We start from the raw sequence: 21,333 nt of genomic DNA, 5'->3' as shown, positions 1-21,333 counted from the left end.
GAAAGGCGCCCTCCGCGGTGGAGGGCGCCCTTTCGCGCGTCGTCAGTCGGCGTAGCTCGGAAGCATGCGCTCGTGCGACTCGCGCAGTTCGTGCAGCGGGATGCTGAACAGCTCGTCCTGGCCCGCGGACACGGTGAGGGCGTCGCCGCCCGCCACGCCGAGCTGGGCCACCGGGACGCCGTGCGCCTCGCACAGCGCCGCGACCTTCGCCTCCGCGCCCGGCACGATCGCGACCATCGCCCGCGCCACCGACTCGCTGAACAACTGGACGAACGGGTCGCCGTGCAGCGTGATCCGGGCGCCGAGCCCGCCGCGCAGGCACGACTCGACGAGCGTCTGCGACAGGCCGCCGTCCGACAGGTCGTGCACCGTCGTGAGGAGCCCGTCCCGGACGGCCTGCTGCAGGACGTTCGCGAGCGCGCGCTCCGCCGCCAGGTCGACCAGCGGCGGCAGCCCGCCCAGGTGCCCGTAGACGACGTGCGCCCACTCGGACCCGCCGAACTCCTCGCGGGTCTCGCCGAGCAGCGCGATCGTCGCGCCGTCCGTCGTCAGCGACATGTTCACCCGCCGCCGGACGTCCTCGTGGACGCCCAGCACGCCGATGACCGGCGTCGGGTTGATCGGCGTCGAACCCGTCTGGTTGTAGAAGCTGACGTTGCCGCCGGTGACGGGGACGCCGAGGTACTGGCAGGCGTCCGCGAGGCCCGTGACGGCCTGCTGGAACTGCCACATGACGCCCGGGTCCTCCGGGGAGCCGAAGTTGAGGCAGTTCGTCACCGCGAGGGGACGGGCGCCGGTCGCGGCGACGTTCCGGTACGCCTCCGACAGCGCGAGCTGCGCGCCCGAGTACGGGTCCAGGCGCGTGTAACGGCCGTTGCCGTCCAGCGACAGCGCGATGCCGAGGCCCGATTCGTCGTCGATCCGGACCACGCCCGCGTTCTCCGGCTGGGCCAGGACCGTGTTGCCGAGGACGTACCGGTCGTACTGGGACGTCACCCACGTCTTGCCCGCCAGGTTCGGCGACCCGGCGAGCCACAGGACGGTCCGGCGCAGCTCGTCGCCCGTGGACGGGCGCGTCAGCCGTCCCGGCGTGTCCGACTGCAGGGCGCCCAGGTCGTGCGGCGGCTCCAGCGGACGCCGGTAGACCGGGCCCTCGTCGGCGGCGGTGCCCGGCGGGATGTCGACGATCGTCTCGCCCTGCCAGCGCATCACGAGGCGGCCCGTGTCGGTGACCGTGCCGATCACCGTCGCGGGGATCTCCCAGCGGGCGCAGATCTCCATGAACCGGTCGACGTTCTCCGGCGTGACGACCGCCATCATGCGCTCCTGAGACTCGCTCATGAGGATCTCCTCAGGGCGCAGCGTCTCGTCGCGGAGCGGGACGGCGTCGAGCTCGACGTCCATGCCGCCGGTGCCGGCGGCCGCCAGCTCCGTCGTCGCGCACGACACCCCGGCGGCGCCGAGGTCCTGCACGCCGACCACGAGGTCCTCGCGGAACAGCTCCAGGCAGCACTCGATCAGGAGCTTCTCCATGAACGGGTCGCCGACCTGCACGGACGGGCGCTTCTGCTGCGACTCGTCGTCGAACGTCGCCGACGCCAGGACGGACGCGCCGCCGATGCCGTCCGGGCCCGTGCCGGCCCCGAACAGGATCACCTTGTTGCCCGGGCCGGGCGCCACCGCGCGCTGGATGTCGTCGTGCTTCATCACGCCGACGCACAGCGCGTTGACCAGCGGGTTCTGGGCGTAGCACGCGTCGAAGACGGTCTCCCCGCCGATGTTCGGCAGGCCCAGCGAGTTGCCGTAGCCGCCGACGCCCGCGACCACGCCGGGCAGCACCCGCTGCGTGTCGGGCGCGTCCGCCGGGCCGAACCGCAGCGAGTCCATCACCGCGATCGGGCGGGCGCCCATCGACATGATGTCGCGCACGATCCCGCCGACGCCCGTCGCGGCGCCCTGGTAGGGCTCCACGTAGGACGGGTGGTTGTGCGACTCGACCTTGAACGTGACCGCCCAGCCCTTGCCGACGTCCACGACGCCCGCGTTCTCGCCCATCCCGACGAGGAGCGCGTCCGTCTGCGGCGCCTTGTCGCCGAACTGGCGCAGGTGCACCTTCGAGCTCTTGTAGGAGCAGTGCTCGCTCCACATGACCGAGTAGATCGCCAGCTCGGCGGACGTGGGACGGCGGCCGAGGATCTCGCGGACCCGCCGGTACTCGTCGTCCTTCATGCCCAGCTCGGCGTACGGCTGCGGCCGGTCGGGCGTCGCCGCCGCGACCGCGACCGTGTCCGTCCCCTGCGGGACCTCCGGCCGCGGACCGGGGCCGGGCTCCGGGCCCTGCTCGGCGGCCGGGAACGGCCCGCCGCCCTCGCCCGGGGCGTGCGGCTGCTCCGCGGCGACCGCGTCCTGCGGGCCCGTGCCGCCGCCGAGCGCCGGGAAGGCGCCGCCGTCCGGGTCCACGGACGCCTGCGGGCCCGTGCCGGTCCCGATCGCGGGGAACGATCCCGTGGTCGGGTTGGCCGGGTACCCGTGGGCCTCCTCGGCGTCCTCGTGGCCTCCGTCACCGGACGTCCCGGCGCCGCGGCCCATGACCACGCCCTGCAGGCCCGTCCCCGGGGGGAACTCCACGTGCGGGACGCCGTCGCCGGACGGCGAGGCCCCGGTGCCCATCGCGAACAGCGCGTCGGCGCCCGAGTACTGCTGCTCCGGCGCCCCTCCCACGGCGGCCTGCGGCCCGGTGCCCGGACCGACCGCCGGGAAGCCACCGGTGCCGGGACCGACCGGGGGCTGCGGACCCGTACCCGGGCCGCCCACCGCCGGGAAACCGCCTGTGCCCGGACCGACCGGAGGCTGCGGGCCCGTGCCCGGGCCGTGCTCGCCGGACGGGCCGGGGCCCTGCCCGACGGCCGCCTGCGGGCCCGTGCCGGGGCCGCCGACGGCCGGGAAACCGCCCGTGCCGGGACCGACCGGGGGCTGCGGGCCCGTGCCCGGGCCGCCCACCGCCGGGAAACCGCCTGTGCCCGGACCGACCGGAGGCTGCGGACCCGTGCCCGGGCCGTGCTCGCCGGACGGGCCGGGGCCCTGCCCGACGGCCGCCTGCGGGCCCGTGCCGGGGCCGCCGACGGCCGGGAAGCCGCCCGTGCCGGGGCCGACCGCCGGGAAACCGCCCGTACCCGGACCGACCGGGGGCTGCGGGCCCGTGCCCGGACCGTGCTCACCGGGGGCCGGGCCCACGGCGGGCTGCGGGCCGGTGCCGGGGCCGACCGCCGGGAAGCCGCCGGTGTTGGGGGCCACGCGGGGAAGCGGGCCGGTGCCGAGGGCGGGGAAGCCGCCCGTCCGGCTGCTCACCGGGGCGCCGTTCGGGTCGGGCATCGTGACGGTCGGGTCCGCGTCGGGGACGGCGCCCGACTGCTCTTCGGCGAGCGCGCGCGCGAACTCGCCGGCGGCCGGGTCGGCGCCCTGGGCGGGCGCGGGGCCCTGGACGGGCGCGGGGCCGGACGGCTCGGCGGCTGCGGGCGCCGGTGGTTCGGCGGGGGCCTGCGCGGCGTCGTCGTCCTCTTCGAGGATCGCGGCGAACCCCTGGGTGACCGATGGGTCGACCGGCTGCAGTTCGGGGTCGTCGGCGTCGGAGCTCAGCTCGGCGAGCCACTCGAGGGAGGGCTCGTCGGAGTTGTCCCGGGCCTTGCGCTCGGGGACGTCGTGCCGTTGCTCGCTCATGCGTTGACCAGTCTCTTGACGATCGAGGTGAAGAAACCGAGCCCGTCGGTGGACGGGCCGGTCAGGGACTCCACGGCGTGTTCGGGGTGCGGCATGAGCCCCACCACGTTGCCGGCCTCGTTGGTGATCCCGGCGATGTCGTCGAGGGAGCCGTTGGGGTTCAGGTCGACGTACCGGGCGACGATGCGGCCGGATTCGGCCAGCTCGTTCAGGGTCTCCCGGTCGGCGGTGTACCGCCCGTCGGCGTTCTTGATCGGGATGACGAGTTCCTGGCCCTCGCGGTACTCGCTCGTCCAGACGGTCCCGGCGTTCTCGACGCGGAGCCGCTGGTCGCGGCACACGAAGTGCAGGCCCGCGTTGGGCAGCAGCGCGCCGGGCAGCAGGTGCGACTCGCACAGCACCTGGAAGCCGTTGCAGATGCCGAGCACGGGCAGGCCCGCGTTCGCCGCCGCGACCACTTCGGTCATCAGCGGCGCGAAGCGGGCGATCGCCCCGGCCCGCAGGTAGTCCCCGTAGGAGAACCCTCCGGGCAGCACGACGGCGTCCACGCCCCGAAGGTCGTGGTCGCCGTGCCACAGGGCGACCGGCTCGGCTCCCGCGAGCCGGACCGCTCGTGCCGCGTCTTTGTCGTCAAGGGAACCTGGGAAGGTGATGACCCCAACCCGGGCAGCGTCCATCTGTTCTGTTCCTCCGAAATGAGGTGCGGCCGCGGACGGTCGGGTGGTCCTCGTCGATCACCGCTGCGTCGAACTCCGCTGCGCGTCGCATATCCCCCCGCGCGCGTACCAATCTACCCGGCACTCGTCATGAGCCGGTCGTCCGGGCGGCGGACCAGTGCCCCGTCTCGCCAGGTCAGCCGCTTCCGCAGGTGGACGACGGTGCCCCGGTCGGGCGCGTGGTCGATGTCGAGGTCGTCCACCAGTGCGCGCATGATTTTAAGCCCGCGCCCGGATTCGCTCAAAACCCCCCGTTCGGCGGGGGCCGGGCGCGGCCCGCGGCCCCGGTCGGCGATCTCCAGTTCGCAGACGGTCTCGTCGACCCGCCCGGCGACCCGGTAGTCACCGGACGCGCGGGCGTGCTCGAGCACGTTCGTGCACGCCTCGGAGGCGGCGACGAGGACGTCGTCGACGCAGTCCTCGGTGGCGCCCAGGCCGCGCAGCGCGTCCCCGATCAGCCGCCGTATCAGCGGGACGGTCGGCGCCTCGCGGGGCAGCGCGAAGGTGAACGTCACATCCACCGTGACACCTCTGTCGTGCCCCGGCTCGCTCGGACGTCCCCCGTCCCCGGAGCGTGTTCGAAGACTCGGCCGCAGGTAAGTCTCCCCCGGCGGAAACTCGCGTAATCGCCACACTGGCGGGTCTTTCCGTGAATCCTCGGTGACGTGGTCAACGGTTCACAGAATGTGGAACGTGCCGGAACCGCGGATCACCGGATCCACATTTCCGCCATTCCGGTTCAGAGCACCCGGACTTCGAAGTTCTCGATCACCGGGTTCGCCAGCAGCGTCTCCGCGATCTTGTGGACCCGCTCCAGCGCGGCCTCGTCGGCCTCGCCCTCGAGCTCGACCTCGAACCGCTTGCCCTGGCGGACCGCGACGACGCCCTCGAATCCGAGCTGCGGCAGCTTCCGGGCGATCGCCTGCCCCTGCGGGTCGAGGATCTCCGGCTTGAGCATGACGTCGACGACGACACGCGCCACGACCGCCCCCTCACTGATCTGCGATTTTCCTGACGACCTGAAGCGTACGGCACCATTGCAGGACACAGCCCACCGTCCCCCCGGACCACCGGAGCCGATTCATGAACATCGAGGACCTGTCGCCGTCCGAACGCCGCCTGTGGGAGGCGTTCCCGAAGGGCGAGCTCGTCGACCTGTCCTCCGGGGACCCCGCGCTGGACGACCCGGGCCAGGCGGGCCGCTGGGGTCACGACCGGCTGATCCGGGCCGAGGTCCTGGTCGCGCTGCTGGCCGGGGCCGTCGAGCCCGAACCCGGCCACGTCGCGGCGGTCCGGCTCAGCGGCGCCCGCGTCTTCGGGTCGCTGAACCTCGGGCACGCGGCCGTCGAGGTCCCGCTCGCGCTGACCGGCTGCGCGTTCGACGAGGCGCCGCACCTGTACTGGGCGAGCATGAACAGCGTGCACCTGATGCGCTGCCGGCTGCCCGGGCTGGTGGCGTCCGGCACGCGCGTCGACGGGCACCTGTGGCTGGAGGGCAGCCACATCTACGGCGGCCTGTGGCTGGACGGCGCGAACGTGACCGGCATCCTGAACATGTCGGGCGTCCAGCTCGCGAACCCGGACGGCGACGCGCTGCTGGCCGACCGGCTGACGGTCGAGGCGAACGTGTACTGCGACCAGGGTTTCACCGCCACCGGCGAGGTGCGGCTGCCGGGCGCGCGCATCGGCGGGCAGCTGATCTTCCGGAAGGCGCGGCTGCACAACCCGGGCGGCGCGGCGCTGACCGCGAGCCGCCTGGACGTCGCCGCGAACGTGTTCTGCGACGGCGGGTTCACCGCCGAGGGCGAGGTGCGGCTGCGCGGCGCCCGCGTCGGCGGCTACCTGTCGTTCGTCGGCGCGCGCCTGGCCAACCAGGGACGGACGGCGCTGAACTGCGACGACCTGGGCGTGGAGAACGACGTGTACTGCTCGGACGGTTTCGTCGCCGAGGGCGCGGTGTCGTTCGCCGGGGCGCGGGTCACCGGGCAGCTCAGCCTGAGCGAGGCGCGGCTGGTCAACCCGGACGGGACGGCGCTCAGCCTGCAGCGCGTGCAGGCGGAGGAGGTGCTGCTGCGTCCCGCGGAGCCGATCCGGGGCGTCGTGGACCTGTCGTACGCGCGCATCAACCTGCTGCGGGACGCGGCGGACACGTGGGCGGAGCGGCTCCAGTTGGACGGGTTGCAGTACGAGACGCTCGACCCGCCGATGACCGCGAAGGAGCGCCTCGGCTGGCTGCGCCGCGACACCGACGGGTACGCGCCGCAGCCGTACGAGCGGCTCGCGCAGACGTACCGCTCGCTGGGCCTGGACGCGGACGGACGGTCGGTGCTGCTCGCGAAGGCGCGGGACCGCCGGAAGACGCAGGGGATCCTCCGGAAGACCATCGGCTGGATGCAGGACGGGCTCGTGGGTTACGGGTACCGCCCGTTCCGGGCCGCGACCTGGCTGATCGGGCTGCTGGCTTTCGGGACGATCGTGTTCTCCATCCACCGGCCGGACGTCCTGAACAGCGACGACAAACCGCACTTCAACGCTTTCTTCTACACGCTCGACCTGATCCTCCCGATCGGCACTCTCGGCCAGGAGGGGCTTTTCGCCCCCAAGGGCGTCTACCAGTGGATCGCGAACTTCATCGTCGCGGCCGGACTCGTCCTCGGCCTGACGGTCGCCGCCGGGGTCACCCGCGTCCTCTCCCGGGAGTGACCGGCTCCGGACCGTGACCGGGCGGCGACGGACGGCCGGGGAGGCGCGGCGCGCGGGGATGATCGTCCGCCGGCCGGGTAGAACGCCGGCAGGCGGGACTTGCGGAGCACGGTGTGATGTCTGCCACGATGGCATCAGCGGCCTTTGTTCCTTACCGGGGTAAAAGGTCACTGACCCCGGCCGGCGTGCGGCGATCCCGCGTTCCGGCCCCGACCGAGGAGTGTCATCGATGACGATCGACTCCGTGCGAGGCGCGCCGGCCACCGCCGCGACCGCCGAGCCAGAGCCCGTCCAGCTGCTCACCCCCGAGGGCGAGCGCGTCGAGCATCCCGACTATCCCCTCGAGCTGTCCGCGGACGAGGTCCGGGCGCTCTACCGCGACCTGGTGATCACCCGGCGCATCGACCGGGAGGCCGTGGCGCTGACCCGGCAGGGCGAGCTGGGCCTGTGGGCGTCACTGCTCGGGCAGGAGGCGGCGCAGATCGGCTCCGGCCGGGCGCTCACCGACAACGACATGGTGTTCCCGACGTACCGGGAGCACGGCGTCGCGTGGTGCCGCGACGTGAACCCGCTGAACCTGCTGGGCCTGTTCCGGGGCGTCAACCACGGCGGCTGGGACCCGGATGAGCACGGCTTCCACCTGTACACGGTCGTGATCGGCGCCCAGACGCTGCACGCGACCGGGTACGCGATGGGCATCCAGCGGGACGGCGTCCTCGGCTCGCCGTCGGCGGGCGCGACGATCGCCTACTTCGGCGACGGCGCGACCTCGCAGGGGGACGTGAACGAGGCGTTCGTGTTCGCGTCGGTGTTCAACGCCCCGATCGTGTTCTTCTGCCAGAACAACCAGTGGGCCATCTCGGAGCCGCTGGAGAAGCAGTCGCGCATCCCCCTCTACAAGCGCGCGCAGGGCTACGGGTTCCCGGGCGTCCGGGTGGACGGCAACGACGTGTTCGCGTGCCTCGCCGTCACCCGCAAGGCGCTGGAGGCGGCCCGCACCGGGCAGGGCCCGATGCTCATCGAGGCGTTCACGTACCGGATGGGCGCGCACACGACGACGGACGACCCGACCCGCTACCGGATGAAGGCGGAAGAGGAGTCCTGGAAGCTCAAGGACCCGATCGAGCGCGTCAAGGCGTACCTGACCCGCGGCGACCTCGCGGACGCCGCGTTCTTCGACGGGGTCGAGGACGAGGCGAAGGGGATCGCCGCCGACCTGCGCAAGGGCTGCCTCGCCATGCCGGACCCGCAGCCGCTGTCGATGTTCGAGCACGTGTACGCCGAGCCCCACCCGCTGATGACCGAGGAGCAGGAGCAGTTCGCCGCCTACCTGGCGTCGTTCGAGGAAGAGGTCGCGTCATGACCGCGGAGACCCTGACGCTGGGCAAGGCCGTCAACACCGGCCTGCGCAAGGCCATGGAGAACGACCCGAAGGTCCTCATCATGGGCGAGGACGTCGGGAAGCTCGGCGGCGTGTTCCGCATCACGGACGGGCTGCAGAAGGACTTCGGCGAGGAGCGGGTCATCGACACCCCGCTCGCCGAGTCGGGCATCGTCGGCACCGCGATCGGTCTCGCCCTGCGCGGCTACCGGCCGGTCGTGGAGATCCAGTTCGACGGGTTCGTGTTCCCGGCCGCCGACCAGATCATCACGCAGCTCGCGAAGATGCGGATGCGCTCGCTCGGCGCGCTCGAACTGCCCGTCGTGATCCGGATCCCGTGCGGCGGCGGCATCGGCGCGGTCGAGCACCACTCGGAGTCGCCGGAGGCGTACTTCACGCACACCGCGGGGCTCCGCGTGGTCGCGTGCTCGAACCCGGTGGACGCGTTCACGATGATCCAGCAGTCGATCGCGTCCCCGGACCCGGTGATCTTCTTCGAGCCGAAGCGCCGGTACTGGGACAAGGCCGAGGTCGACGTCGACATCGACGCCTCCGGCTGGGCGGCGCTCGACGCGGCTCGGGTCGTCCGTCCGGGCGAGCACGTGACGCTGCTGGCGTACGGCCCGTCGGTCAAGACGTGCCTGGAGGCGGCGGCCGCCGCGGCGGAGGAGGGCCGGTCCCTGGAGGTGATCGACCTGCGCTCGCTGAACCCCCTCGACATGGACACCGTCGCGGAGTCGGTGAACCGGACGGGACGCTGCGTCGTCGTCCACGAGGCGCCGGTGTTCAGCGGCTACGGCGCCGAGCTGGCCGCGCGCGTCACCGAGCGCTGCTTCTACCGGCTGGAGTCGCCGGTGCTGCGGGTGGGCGGGTTCTCCACGCCCTACCCGCCGTCCCGTCTCGAGGACCATTACCTGCCCGACCTCGACCGCATCCTCGACGCGGTCGACCGGACCTTCGCGTGGTGACGCCGGTGACCGAGCCGAACCTGTTCAAGCTGCCGGACGTGGGCGAGGGCCTCACCGAGGCCGAGATCGTCAAGTGGCACGTCCAGCCGGGCGACACCGTCGAGATCAACCAGACGATCGTCGAGATCGAGACGGCCAAGGCCATCGTGGAGCTGCCGTGCCCGTTCGAGGGCGTGGTGGCCGAGCTGCTGGTCTCCGAGGGCGAGACCGTGGACGTCGGCACGCCGATCATCGCGGTCGGCGGGGCGGACGGCGCCGTGGCGACCCCGGTGTCGGAGCCGCCCGCGCAGGCGGCGGCGCTCGCGGAGTCCGACGCCGTCCCGACGCCGGACGAGCCGGGCATGACGTCCCCCGACAAGCCGAAGCGCACGCCCGTCCTCGTGGGGTACGGGGTGAAGGAGGGCTCGACCCGCCGCCGCCCCCGCAAGACGAACGGCGCCGCGCCTCCCCCGCCGCCCGCCGCGGCCCCCGCCCCGGCCCCGGCGGCGCCCGCTCGTCCACAGCCTGTGGACAACGGCGGGCTTCCGCTCGCGAAGCCGCCGGTGCGCAAGCTCGCCAAGGACCTCGGCGTCGACCTGGCGACGATCACCGGTACGGGCCCGAACGGCTCGATCACGCGGGACGACGTCCGCGCGGCCACCTCGGCGCCCGCGCCCCAGGCCGCCCCCGCGCCCCGCGCCGCCGCGGGCCCGCGCGAGGAGCGGGTCCCGGTGAAGGGCGTCCGCAAGGCGACGGCCGCCGCCATGACCGGCTCCGCGTTCACGGCCCCGCACGTGACCGAGTTCCTCCAGGTGGACGTCACGCGCACCATGGAGGCGGTCAAGCGCATCCGGGAGCTGCCGGAGTTCGCGGACGTCAAGGTGTCGCCGCTGCTGCTGGTGGCGCGCGCGCTGCTCACGGCCGTGGCGCGGCACCCGATGGTGAACGCGACGTGGGAGGACGGCCCGTCCGGCGCGGAGATCGTCGTCAAGCGCTACGTGAACCTCGGCATCGCGGCCGCGACCGACCGCGGCCTCATCGTGCCGAAGATCAAGGACGCGCAGGACCTCGACCTGCCCGGCCTCGCGCGCGCGCTGAACGACCTCGCCGCGAAAGCCCGTGCGGGCAAGGCGTCCCCCGCGGACCTGTCGGACGGGACGATCACGATCACCAACGTCGGCGTGTTCGGCGTCGACGCCGGCACCCCGATCATCACGCCCGGGGAGGCGGCGATCCTCGCGTTCGGCCAGGTCCGCGACATGCCGTGGGTGCACGAAGGCGAGCTGGCGATCCGCAAGGTGACCACGCTGGCCCTCTCGTTCGACCACCGCATGGTCGACGGCGAACTGGGCTCCCGCGTCCTCCGCGACGTCGGCGACATGCTGGAGGACCCCCTCCGCATGCTCGCCTGGAGCTAGAGCGGGGATCCGGCCGGGGAGCGGGCTCCCCGGCCGGTCCCCCAGGGCCACGACGGCCCCGGCGACTGGACGGACCGCCACCGGTCAGGCACCGGCGGCACTCGCCTCCGAGCGGCGCGGTGACTCCGCGGCCACCGCGCCGCCCTCAGCGGACGGCGTCGCGTGCCGCGGGCGGACGTTGTGGCGGCCGATGGGGAGCATCAGGGGGCGGCCGGAGACGGGGTCCTCGATGATGCGGCTCTCGAGGTCGAAGACGGTGCGGACGACGTCCTCGGTGAGGACCTCGGCGGGGGTGCCGGACGCGTGGACGCGGCCGTCGGCGAGGGCGATCAGGTGGTCGGCGTAGCGGGCGGCGAGGTTCAGGTCGTGCAGGACCATCACGATCGTCGTGCCGCGGGCGCCGTTCAGGTCGGTGAGCAGGTCGAGGACGTCGATCTGGTGGCTGGGGTCGAGGAAGGTGGTGGGCTCGTCGAGCAGGAGCAGGTCGGTCTGCTGGGCGAGGGCCATCGCGATCCAGACGCGCTGCCGCTGGCCGCCGGAGAGCTCGTCGACGGCGCGGTCGGCGAGGCCGGTGGTGCGGGTGGCGTCGAGGGCCGAGGCGACGGCGGCGTCGTCCTTCGCGTTCCACCGCGCGAAGACGCCCTGGTGGGGGTGGCGGCCGCGGGAGACGAGGTCGAGGACGGTGATGCCCTCGGGCGCGATCGGCGACTGCGGCAGGAGGCCGAGGGTGCGGGCGAGTTCCTTCGCGGGCATCCGGTGCACCTCGCGGCCGTCCAGGACGACCCGTCCGGTGCGGGGCGCGAGCAGGCGGGAGAGGGAGCGGAGGAGGGTCGACTTGCCGCAGGCGTTCGCGCCGACGATGACCGTGATCTCGCCGGGCGGCACCGTCAGGTCGAGGGACTCCACGACGACGCGGTCGCCGTAGCCGAGGGCGAGGTCCTCGGCGGCGAGGGTGTGGGACGTGGTCACAGCGAGCCTCCGGCACGGTGGGTGCGGACGATCAGGTAGACGAGGTAGGGCGCGCCGAGCACGCCGGTGACGACGCCGACCGGGTAGCGGGAGTCGAACGCGAACTGGCTGGTGAAGTCGGCGACGAGGACCAGCAGGGCGCCGACGAGCCCGGCGGGCGCGAGCAGGGAACCGCCCGTCCCGATCAGCCGGGCCGCGATGGGGCCGGCGAGGAACGCCACGAACGCGATCGGCCCCGCGGCGGCGGTGGCGAACGCGATCAGGCCGACGGCGGCGACGATCACCGCGACGCGGGTGCGTTCGACGCGGACGCCGAGGGCGGACGCGGTGTCGTCGCCGAGCCGCAGCGTCGCCAGGTCGCGCGCCAGGAGCAGCAGGACGGGGGTGAGGACGAGCAGCGCGCCGAGGGTCGGCAGCACCTCCGCCCAGGTCGTGCCGTTGAGGCTGCCGGTCAGCCAGCGGGCGGCCTCCTGCATGTCCCACTCCCCGGCCCGGGACAGGACATAGAAGGTGACGCTGTCGCCGATCGCGGCGATCCCGATCCCGATCAGGATGAGCCGCATGCCGACGACGCCGTCCCGGAAGGCCAGGACGTACATCAGCAGGGCGACGGCGAGGGACGCGACGATCGCGAAGACCGACACCTGGGTGCCGCCGAGGCCGAACACGACGATCGCGACGGCCGCGGCCGCGCTCGCGCCCGAGCTGATGCCGATGATGTCGGGGCTCGCGAGGGGGTTGCGGAGCATCGTCTGGAACGTGACGCCGCCCAGCCCGAACGCGGCCCCGGCGGCGACCGCGAGGACGGCCCGGGGCAGCCGCAGCCGCCCGACCGTGAAGGACGCGCCGGGCACCTGCTCGCCGAGGACGACGCGGAGCACGTCGCCGGGCGGGTAGAACGACTGCCCGACCATCAGGGAGACGGCGAACCCGGCGGCGACGAGCGCGGCGAGCGTCCCGATGATGAGGCGGCGCCGGGCGGCGCGCCTGCGGCGGCCGCGGGCGACGGCCTGGACGGCGGACGGCCGGGCGGCGGCGAGGGCCGGGGGGCTCACAGCTCACGCACCTTCTGACGGCGGACGATGTGGATGAAGAACGGCGCGCCGATGATCGCCGTGACGATGCCGACCTCGACCTCCTGCGGCCGGGCGAGCACGCGCCCGACGACGTCGGAGAACGTGAGCAGCGCCGCGCCGGCGAGGACCGTGGACGGCAGCAGCCAGCGGTGGTCGACGCCGACGAGCAGCCGGCAGGCGTGCGGGACGAGCAGCCCGACGAAGGCGATCGGCCCGGCGACGGCGGTCGACGCGCCGCACAGCACGACGGCCCCGAGGGCCGCCGTCGCGCGGACGACGGCGACGCGCTCGCCGAGCCCGGCCGCGACGTCGTCGCCGAGCGCGAGCGAGTTCAGGCCCCGCGCGGACAGCAGGCAGATCGCGAATCCGGCGGCGAGGAACGGCAGGACCTGCCCGATCCGTTCGTAGGATCCGCCGCCGACCCCGCCGACCTGCCAGAGCCGGAAGCCCCCGGCGATGTCGTTGCGGGGCAGGACGACCGCGCTGACCAGGGACGCGAACGCCGCGGACGTCGCGGCGCCCGCGAGCGCGACCTTGAGCGGGGTGGCGCCGCCGCGCCCGAGGGACCCGACGGTGTAGACGAACACGGCGGAGACGGCGGCGCCGCCCATCGCGACCCAGATGTAGGCGGTCGGCGAGGACAGGCCGAGGAACGCGACGCCGCAGACGACGGCGAGCGACGCGCCCATGTTGACGCCGAGGATCCCCGGGTCGGCGAGGGGGTTGCGGGTCACGCCCTGCATGACGGCGCCGGAGAGGGCGAGCGCCGCGCCGATCAGCATCGCGAGGAGGGTGCGCGGGATGCGCTTGGCGACGGCCGCCTCCTCGAGGGTGCCCTGCGCGCCGCCGAGCGCCGCCCAGACGTCCGCCCAGGCGACGTTCCGCGACCCGAGGACGACGGACGCGAGCATGGCGGCGGCCAGGACGGCGACCCCGGCGAGCAGCCACAGCACGCGCACGCGCGCCGGACGCCGCGCGACGGCGGCGTCCGGCACCCGTTCGGTGTCGACCGTTGTCATTTGACCTTGTCGGCCGCTTCGGCGAGGGCCTTGACGTAGTCCTCCAGGACCCAGGAGATCGCGAGCGGGGTCGGGTTGGCGGCGGTGCCGGCCGGGGTGGTGCCGGACATCAGGTACACCGAGCCGCGCTCGATGGCGGGGACCTTCGACAGCAGCGGGTCATCGCTGATCTGCGCGAGCAGCTTGTCGTCGCCGTAGCCGACGATGATGTCGACGTCGTCGAACATGTCGATCCGCTCGGAACTGACGGTCTGGGAGAACTTGTCCGAGCCCTTGGACGCCTCGGCGATGCTGCCGGGGGTCGTCATCCCGAGGTCCTCGAAGAACAGCGTGCGGGTGTCGTGGGTGGTGTAGAAGCCGACCTCGCTGACGTCGTTCGGGTCCATGTGCGTCATGAACATCGCCGACTTGCCCTTGAGCTGCGGGTACTTGGCGACGGCCGCGCCGATGCCGCCCTCGATGTCCTTGATCAGCTTCTCCGCCTCGGCGCCGAGCCCGATCGCCTTGGCGTTGATCCGGATCACCTCGCGCCACGGCGTCGCCCAGGGCGCGTCCGGGTAGGCGACGACGGGGGCGATCTCGCTGAGGGTGTCGTAGTCCTCCTTGGTGAGGCCCGAGTACCCGGCGAGGATCACGTCCGGCTTGGTGTTCGCGACGGCCTCGAAGTCGATGCCGTCGGTCTCGTCGAACAGGACGGGGCGTTCGGCCTCGAGCTCCTTGAGCTTCTCGTCGACCCACGGCAGGACGCCGTCGCCGTCGTCGTCGCCGAAGTTCGCGGCGGCCATGCCGACCGGGACGACGCCGAGGGCCAGCGGCACCTCGTGGTTGGCCCAGTTGACGGTGGCGACGCGTTCCGGCTTCTTCTCGATGGTGGCCTTTCCGAGCGCGTGCTCGATCGTCACGGGGAACGCCCCCGTGCCGCCGCCCGCGCTTTCCCGCCCGGTCTCCGACGAGTCGCCGCAGCCCGCGAGGGTGCCCAGCAGAATGGCCACCGCCGCGAAGACGCGCAGGCCAGGTGGACGTTTCAATCCGCACTCCACGTTCAGGGTCCGCCGCAAGCCCACCGACTTAGGTAAGGCTTGCCTTGGTGCGCACCCTAGGAGAAATGACCGACTTGTCGCAATCACCCATTTGGGACATCCGTTATCGCGATCGGGACATCAACGCGCCCGGAACGCCCCCGGCGTCAGCCCCGTCGTCCGCCGGAACGCCGCGCCGAACGCGCTCACCGAGCGGTAGCCGACCTCCTCGGCCACGACGTCGATCTCCTGGCCGCGGGTGAGCAGGGTCACCGCGTGCCGGGCCCGGACCGCCGCGACCCACCGCGCGAAGCTCGTGCCCGTCTCCGCGTTGAACGCCCGGGTGATCGTGCGGGCGCTCACCCCGAGCCGCGCCGCCCAGTCCGCGAGCGTGCGCCGGTCGCCCGGGTCGTCCAGGACGGCGTCCGCGATCGGGCGCAGCAGGTCGGACGCCGGGATCCGCACGAGCAGCTCGCGGGACGAGGGGACGAGCACGTCCAGCACCATCGCCTCGGTGAGCGCCCGCGACCCGTCGGGCAGGGCCGCGTCCGACAGCCGCTCCAGCAGCAGCCGGAGCAGCGGGGTGATCTCGACGCCGACGGGCACCGGGGAGATCGAGTCCACGGCGCCGAACCCGAAGAGCCCGGCGCGGCACCACGTTCCGGCGGGCGCCGACCCGGAGTGCAGGGTGCCCGCGGGCATCCACAGCCCGAGCGTCGGCGTGATCGTCCACACCCGCGACCCCACGACGGCCGTGGACGCGCCCCGCTCGTTCCACAGCAGCTCGTGGAAGGGGTGCGAGTGCTCGTTCCAGGTGGTGTCCCGGGTGAAGGGCTCGCTCCAGTTCAGGATCGTGAACGGCGCCTCGGCGGCACCGGCCGCGCAGGCCGGCAGGACGCGGGTCTCCTTCCCCGCCGCACGGGCGCCCCTCACGTCACCGGCTCACTGCACGGGTCCACTGCACGGGTTCACTGCACGGGCACGTTGTCCACGTTGCCGAACGGGCCGCCGACGAACGTGACCGTGGAGACGTTCCCGGGCGGGGCCGGGATGTAGGCGAACCCCCGGACGGGCTCTTCCACGGCGGTGCGGAACGCGGCTCCGGCCGAGCCGATGTACGGGGCGGGCCTGCCCGGCTCGGCCTTGCCGACGCGGACGGCCCGGTAGGTGTCGGTGCCGCCGGGGACCTGGATCGCCATCGACGTGAACACGCCGCCCGGGTAGTCGCGGTGCGGGTACGCGGCGTTCGCGGGCGTGTCCCCGGGGCCCTCGTTCACGATGTCGAAGACCGCGACGATGTAGGCGCCGTCCCGGTAGAACGGCTTGACGTCGATCCGCCGCTTCTGCTCGCCGAACCGGGCGTAGCGGCTGGCGACCTTCTCGCCGTCGGACGCGCGGAACGCGGCGGGCGCGGCGGCGGCGCCCCGCCCGTCCGCCGACGCGGTCGTCGAGCCGTCCGCGCCCTCGGTGACCTCGCGGACCTCGTACCGGATCTCGACGCGGCGGTTGCGGGCGCGGGCCTTCTCGTCGTCCTTGCCGCCCTCCTTGGCGATGGGCTCGGCCTCGCCCTTGCCGTGCGCGGAGTACTTGAACGCGCCGCCGAGCCGCTTCTCCAGCTCCGCCATGACGGCCTCGGCGCGCTGCCGCGACAGCTTGAGGTTGTAGTCGTCGCCGCCCTTGCTGTCGGTGTGCCCGTTGAAGGTCAGGGGCCGCTTGTCCGGGTCGGCCTTCGCCTTGATCTCCGCGGCCGCCTCGTCGAGCACCTGCTTCGCGCGGCCGGACAGCTTCGCGGAGTCGAACGCGAACAGGACGTCCGTCCGGAGGTTGACGGTGACGTCGGAGCCGCTGGACGTGACGTCCTTGACCTCGCCCTCGGTGATGTCGTAGAGGAACGCGGGGTTGCCGCCCTCGCCCTGACCGCCGTTCGCCGGAGCACCGCCCCCGCCGGTGACGGGGACGCCCGTGAACTCGCCGGCGGTCCCCGGGGTGACGGCGGTGAGCTTCTGGACGTTCTGCGGGATCGCCGGGTACGTGGCGGTGAGCTGCTGCGGGGCGTTCGGGGCGAACTGCCGCGGCGCCGGCGGCGCGGCCGGCCTGTACAGCTTGCCGCCGACCGGGTCCAGCAGGTCGATCGCGAAGGGGACGCTCTTCGGCGCCCCGTCCACCGACGTCACCGTGTAGCTCAGCACGGACGTGGCGCCCTGCCGCTGGACGCCCTTGATCTGGACGCGCGCGTGCAGTGCGGCGTCGCCGAACCAGCCCTCCTTCACGAGCTCGCCCGGCCGGGCCGCGGGCCCGCTCGCCGGGCCGCCCGGCGCCGCGGTCGGCGGCTCGCTCTCCTCCGCTTCGCCGGAGCCGGAGCACCCGGTCGCGAGCAGCAGCCCGGCGAGGAACACGGCGAGGGGAACGCTCGATGAGGCGCGCATCGGCTCTCCGGTCGGTCGGGAGGGGGGCGGGAGGTCGAGGCTTACGGTAGCGGGCCGGGCACCGGACGCGCAGCGGCCCCCGCTCCGCCGGTGGGGTTCCGGGGGCGGGGGCCGCGTGCCGGCCGCGGGAGGCGGACCCGGTCGAGGTGCGAGGTCGAGGGGGCCTCCCCTGGCGCGTCGGGGATCGGCGCGTCAGCGGACCGCGCGTCAGAAGGCCTCTTCGGGCAGCTCCATGGCGTCCAGCGTGGTGGCCTCGGTGACGGCGCGGTCGGAGGCCAGGCGCGGCAGGACGGTCTGGCAGAAGAACTGCGCGGCGGCGACCTTGCCGGTGTAGAACGCCTTGTCGGAGTCGGAGACGTCCCCGCCGCCGAGGGCGGTCAGCGCGACCTCGGCCTGGCGGCAGAGCAGCCAGCCGACGATCAGGTCGCCGAGCGCGATGAGGAGGCGGCTGGAGTTCAGCCCGACCTTGTAGAGCTCCTTCGGGTTCTCCATGGAGGAGAGCGCCCACCCGATCATCGGGTTGAGGATGCCCTGGACGTCGTCGAGGCCGCGGGCGAGGGCGGCGCGCTCGTTCTTGAGGCGGCCGTTGCCGGCCTCGCTCTCGGTGAACGCCTTGATCTCGCCGGCGAGCACCTTCAGCGCCTCCCCGTTGTCCCGGAGGATCTTCCGGAAGAACAGGTCCTGGCCCTGGATGGCGGTGGTGCCCTCGTACAGGGTGTCGATCTTGGAGTCGCGGATGTACTGCTCGATCGGGTACTCCTGCAGGAAGCCCGACCCGCCGAGGGTCTGCAGCGACTCGGCGCCGAGGAGGGCGTACGCGCGCTCGGACCCGAAGCCCTTCACGATCGGGAGCAGCAGGTCGTTGATCTTCTCGGCCTGCTCGTCCTTGCGGCCCTCGTGCTCGGCGATCTGCACGGCGTCCTGGTAGGACGCGGTGAGCAGCACGAGCGCCCGCATGCCCTCGGCGTACGCCTTCTGCGTGAGGAGGCTGCGCCGGACGTCCGGGTGGTGCGTGATCGTGACGCGCGGGGCCGTCTTGTCGGTCATCTGCGTCATGTCGGCGCCCTGCACGCGCTCCTTGGCGTACTCGAGCGCGTTGAGGTAGCCGGTGGAGAGGGTGGCGATCGCCTTGGTGCCGACCATCATCCGGGCGTACTCGATGACGAGGAACATCTGCTTGATGCCCTCGTGGACGTCGCCGACGAGGTAGCCGACGGCCGGGTGCTTCTCGCCGAAGGTGAGCTCGCAGGTGGTGGAGACCTTGAGGCCCATCTTCTTCTCGACGTTGGTGACGTAGGCGCCGTTGCGCTCGCCCAGCTCACCGGTCTCGAGGTCGACCATGTACTTGGGCACGAGGAACATCGACAGGCCCTTGGTGCCGGGGCCGGCGCCCTCGGGGCGGGCCAGCACCAGGTGGAACACGTTCTCGGACATGTCGTGCTCGGCCGAGGTGATGAACCGCTTGACGCCCTCGATGTGCCAGGTGCCGTCCGGCTGCTGGACGGCCTTGGTGCGGCCCGCGCCGACGTCGGAGCCGGCGTCCGGCTCGGTCAGCACCATCGTGGCGCCCCACTGCCGTTCGAGGGCCAGCTCGGCGAACTTCTTCTGCTCGGGCGTGCCGATCTGCCACAGGATCTGGGCGAAGCCGGGACCGGAGGCGAACATGTACACGGCCGGGTTGGCCCCGAGTACCTGCTCGGCGACGGCCCAGGTCAGCGAGCGGGGAGCGCCGCTGCCGCCGAACTCGGGCAGCAGGTCGAGGCGGTACCACTCGGCGTCCATCCACGCCTGGTAGCTCTTCTTGAAGCTCTCCGGCATGGTGACGGTGCCGGCGGCCGGGTCGAACACGGGCGGGTTGCGGTCGGCGTCCTCGAACGAGTCGGCGAGCGGCCCCTCGGCGAGGCGGTTCACCTCGTCGAGGACGCTGCGCACGGTGTCCTCGTCCAGCTCCGCGTACGGGCCGCTTCCGAGGAGGTCCTGGCGCCTGAACACCTCGAAGAGGTTGAACTCCAGGTCACGGAGGTTGCTCTTGTAGTGCCCCATTCGAGACTCCGTTCGGCTCGGCGGGCTGCCGACGGCCCCGCACTTCGTACTGGTCAGTAACTCGACATCATGCTACCCGCTGGTAACCAGTGAGAACCACCAGGAATCCGGCGTTCGACGGGACGCGGGCCACATGTGCCTTACCATCGGGCCTACAAAGTGACGCAACTCACACGAAAGGCGCAACTCCGTTACCAGGCGGTAGACACAAACGAACATTTCGCAACAAACGGGACTATTCGCCCTCAACAACCTGGTCAACTCAGGGTTGGGCGTTTCAGAATCATGTCTCCCGGCCGACACACGCGTTGCCGGTATACCGCTTTCGGAACGATCCTCGCCGAACCCTTGACAGGAACGGTTCACCTCGCTAGCCCTCCGGCGCCTCTGGGCGCCGTGACCGGATCTGGCAAACGTGAACCAATAGGAGACCCTTTCCCTCTTACTTGAGGTGGCACGGGGTCACAAGGGTCTGCGGGTTCTCCCCCGGAGCCCGGAGGAGAGGAAGGACTGGAATTGTCGTCTGTCACGGGGTGGCTCAACGATGCCTGGGGTTCGATGACGGGGGCGCTCTCCGGCGGCGACTGGAGGGCCTTCATCCCGCTGGGCTTCGCGGGGCTCCTGGTCTGGGGGCTCTGGCTCTACCGGGTGATCCTCTCCCGCATGGACAAGCCGGTCGTGAACAACTTCCGCACGACCGTGTCCGTGGTGGTCCCCTCGTACCGCGAGGACCCCGAGATCATGATGCGCTGCCTGGACAGCTGGCTCGCGCAGAACCCCAGCGAGATCATCATCGTGATCGACGTCGCCGACACCGAGGGGCACCGGCGGCTCGCGCAGGTCACCGACCCGCGCGTCCACGTCCTCGTCTACGAGCACTCGGGCAAGCGGTCGGCGCTCGGCGTCGGCATCCGCGCGGCCCGCGGCGAGATCGTCGTCTTCGCCGACTCCGACACCTGGTGGCAGCCGGGCCTGCTGGACGCCGTCCAGATGCCCTTCGAGGACCCGCAGGTCGGCGGCGTCGGCACCCAGCAGAACGTCTTCCAGCGCGAGACGAGCGTGTGGCGCCGGATCGCCGACTGGCTGGTCAACCTGCGCTACTACGACTACGTCCCGGCGATGGGCTCCAAGGGCGGCGTCGCCTGCCTGTCCGGCCGGACGGCCGCCTACCGCCGCTCGGTCATCCTCCCGGTGGTGGAGAACCTGGAGAACGAGTTCTTCCTCGGCCGCCGCTGCATCGCCGGCGACGACGGGCGGCTCACCTGGCTGACGCTGTCGCAGGGCTACAAGACCGTGCACCAGTCGTCCGCCCGCGCGATCTCCATGTTCCCCGACTCGTTCCGCGCCTTCTTCAAGCAGCGCATCCGGTGGAGCCGCAACTCCTACCGCTGCTACCTCACCGCCCTGTGGAAGGGCTGGCTGTGGAAGACCCCGTTCGTCACCAAGGTCACCGTCCTGCAGATCCTGCTGACCCCCGTGACCATGGGCGTGACGCTCGCCTACCTGATCTTCAGCCGCATCCTGGACAACCTCACCCCGCTCGGCATCTCGCTGGCCATCGGCTGGGTGCTGTTCGGCCGCGGCGTGCGCGGCTGGTCGCACCTCAAGCGGCACCCGAAGGAGATCCTGCTGCTGCCGCTGACCGCCCTCGTGATCATCATGATCTCGCTGCCGATCAAGCTGTACGCGTTCATCACGATGAACAAGCAGGGCTGGCTGACCCGCTCCGCCGACCAGGTCGGCGGCGCCGGGCAGAGCGCCAGCTCGCTGCAGGGAGTGGGCTGAGGTGACCCTTCCCACCCCCCTCGCGCGGACGCCCGTGGCGCGCCCGCCCGGCCCGCTCCGGCGCGGCCCGCGGGCGGCGTCCGCCGGGCTCGCGCTCGTCCTCGGCCTGGTCGG

Annotated in this window: 16 protein-coding genes; 5 read left to right on the top strand and 11 right to left on the bottom strand. The window is 72.5% G+C overall.

Annotated features, from left to right (window positions below; translation table 11 throughout):
* Positions 1–42: 42 nt before the first annotated feature.
* The 4 genes from purL to purS form a co-directional block, all read right to left on the bottom strand.
* Positions 43–2,229: a phosphoribosylformylglycinamidine synthase subunit PurL gene (gene purL / locus ACFQ11_RS09190; RefSeq protein ID WP_378297664.1), complete on the bottom strand. Its 2,187-nt coding sequence runs from the start codon at positions 2,227–2,229 to the stop codon at positions 43–45.
* Between the two features lie 1,484 nt (positions 2,230–3,713).
* Positions 3,714–4,394, bottom strand: a complete 681-nt coding sequence (purQ, locus tag ACFQ11_RS09185; RefSeq protein WP_378297565.1) for a phosphoribosylformylglycinamidine synthase subunit PurQ — start codon at positions 4,392–4,394, stop codon at positions 3,714–3,716.
* A 113-nt stretch (positions 4,395–4,507) separates the two neighbouring features.
* Entirely contained in the window at positions 4,508–4,954 is a 447-nt protein-coding gene (locus ACFQ11_RS09180; RefSeq protein ID WP_378297564.1) for an ATP-binding protein, read from the bottom strand.
* Positions 4,955–5,172: 218 nt separating this feature from the next.
* The gene (purS, locus tag ACFQ11_RS09175) at positions 5,173–5,415 is read right to left on the bottom strand and encodes a phosphoribosylformylglycinamidine synthase subunit PurS (RefSeq protein ID WP_378297563.1); all 243 of its coding nucleotides are present in this window, start codon (positions 5,413–5,415) and stop codon (positions 5,173–5,175) included.
* 101 nt (positions 5,416–5,516) lie between these two features.
* Between purS and ACFQ11_RS09170 the strand changes: the two genes are divergently transcribed.
* From ACFQ11_RS09170 to ACFQ11_RS09155, 4 genes are all read left to right on the top strand, one after another.
* Entirely contained in the window at positions 5,517–7,136 is a 1,620-nt protein-coding gene (locus ACFQ11_RS09170; protein WP_378297562.1) for a hypothetical protein, read from the top strand.
* A 229-nt stretch (positions 7,137–7,365) separates the two neighbouring features.
* On the top strand, positions 7,366–8,499 hold the full coding sequence (pdhA, locus tag ACFQ11_RS09165; RefSeq protein ID WP_378297561.1) for a pyruvate dehydrogenase (acetyl-transferring) E1 component subunit alpha: 1,134 nt from the start codon (positions 7,366–7,368) through the stop codon (positions 8,497–8,499).
* Positions 8,496–9,485, top strand: a complete 990-nt coding sequence (locus tag ACFQ11_RS09160; protein ID WP_378297560.1) for an alpha-ketoacid dehydrogenase subunit beta — start codon at positions 8,496–8,498, stop codon at positions 9,483–9,485. Before pdhA ends, ACFQ11_RS09160 begins: the two co-directional genes overlap by 4 nt.
* A gap of 5 nt (positions 9,486–9,490) precedes the next feature.
* Positions 9,491–10,882 (top strand): dihydrolipoamide acetyltransferase family protein, encoded by a 1,392-nt coding sequence (locus ACFQ11_RS09155; RefSeq protein WP_378297559.1) that lies wholly within the window; start codon positions 9,491–9,493, stop codon positions 10,880–10,882.
* An 84-nt stretch (positions 10,883–10,966) separates the two neighbouring features.
* On the opposite strand, the gene ACFQ11_RS09150 is transcribed toward ACFQ11_RS09155, so the two are convergent.
* The 7 genes from ACFQ11_RS09150 to ACFQ11_RS09120 form a co-directional block, all read right to left on the bottom strand.
* Positions 10,967–11,851, bottom strand: coding sequence for an ABC transporter ATP-binding protein (locus tag ACFQ11_RS09150; protein WP_378297558.1), 885 nt, complete (start codon positions 11,849–11,851; stop codon positions 10,967–10,969).
* Positions 11,848–12,906 carry a FecCD family ABC transporter permease gene (locus ACFQ11_RS09145; RefSeq protein ID WP_378297557.1) on the bottom strand — a complete coding sequence of 353 codons (1,059 nt, stop codon included), beginning with the start codon at positions 12,904–12,906 and terminating at the stop codon, positions 11,848–11,850. Before ACFQ11_RS09145 ends, ACFQ11_RS09150 begins: the two co-directional genes overlap by 4 nt.
* Positions 12,903–13,946 (bottom strand): FecCD family ABC transporter permease, encoded by a 1,044-nt coding sequence (locus tag ACFQ11_RS09140; RefSeq protein ID WP_378297556.1) that lies wholly within the window; start codon positions 13,944–13,946, stop codon positions 12,903–12,905. Before ACFQ11_RS09140 ends, ACFQ11_RS09145 begins: the two co-directional genes overlap by 4 nt.
* Positions 13,943–14,974: an iron-siderophore ABC transporter substrate-binding protein gene (locus tag ACFQ11_RS09135; protein ID WP_378297555.1), complete on the bottom strand. Its 1,032-nt coding sequence runs from the start codon at positions 14,972–14,974 to the stop codon at positions 13,943–13,945. Before ACFQ11_RS09135 ends, ACFQ11_RS09140 begins: the two co-directional genes overlap by 4 nt.
* Before the next feature lie 132 nt (positions 14,975–15,106).
* A complete protein-coding gene (locus ACFQ11_RS09130; RefSeq protein ID WP_378297554.1) occupies positions 15,107–15,898 on the bottom strand; it encodes a helix-turn-helix domain-containing protein in 792 nt (263 codons plus the stop codon).
* Between the two features lie 35 nt (positions 15,899–15,933).
* A complete protein-coding gene (locus ACFQ11_RS09125; protein WP_378297553.1) occupies positions 15,934–17,391 on the bottom strand; it encodes an OmpA family protein in 1,458 nt (485 codons plus the stop codon).
* Between the two features lie 207 nt (positions 17,392–17,598).
* On the bottom strand, positions 17,599–19,434 hold the full coding sequence (locus tag ACFQ11_RS09120) for an acyl-CoA dehydrogenase (RefSeq protein WP_378297552.1): 1,836 nt from the start codon (positions 19,432–19,434) through the stop codon (positions 17,599–17,601).
* A gap of 516 nt (positions 19,435–19,950) precedes the next feature.
* Between ACFQ11_RS09120 and ACFQ11_RS09115 the strand changes: the two genes are divergently transcribed.
* Entirely contained in the window at positions 19,951–21,219 is a 1,269-nt protein-coding gene (locus ACFQ11_RS09115) for a glycosyltransferase family 2 protein (protein WP_378297551.1), read from the top strand.
* Positions 21,220–21,333 lie beyond the last annotated feature (114 nt).

Origin of the sequence: Actinomadura sediminis (assembly GCF_042675525.1) — a bacterium.
Taxonomy (GTDB): domain Bacteria; phylum Actinomycetota; class Actinomycetes; order Streptosporangiales; family Streptosporangiaceae; genus Spirillospora; species Spirillospora sediminis.
This window is presented reverse-complemented; position numbering and strand designations above follow the sequence as displayed.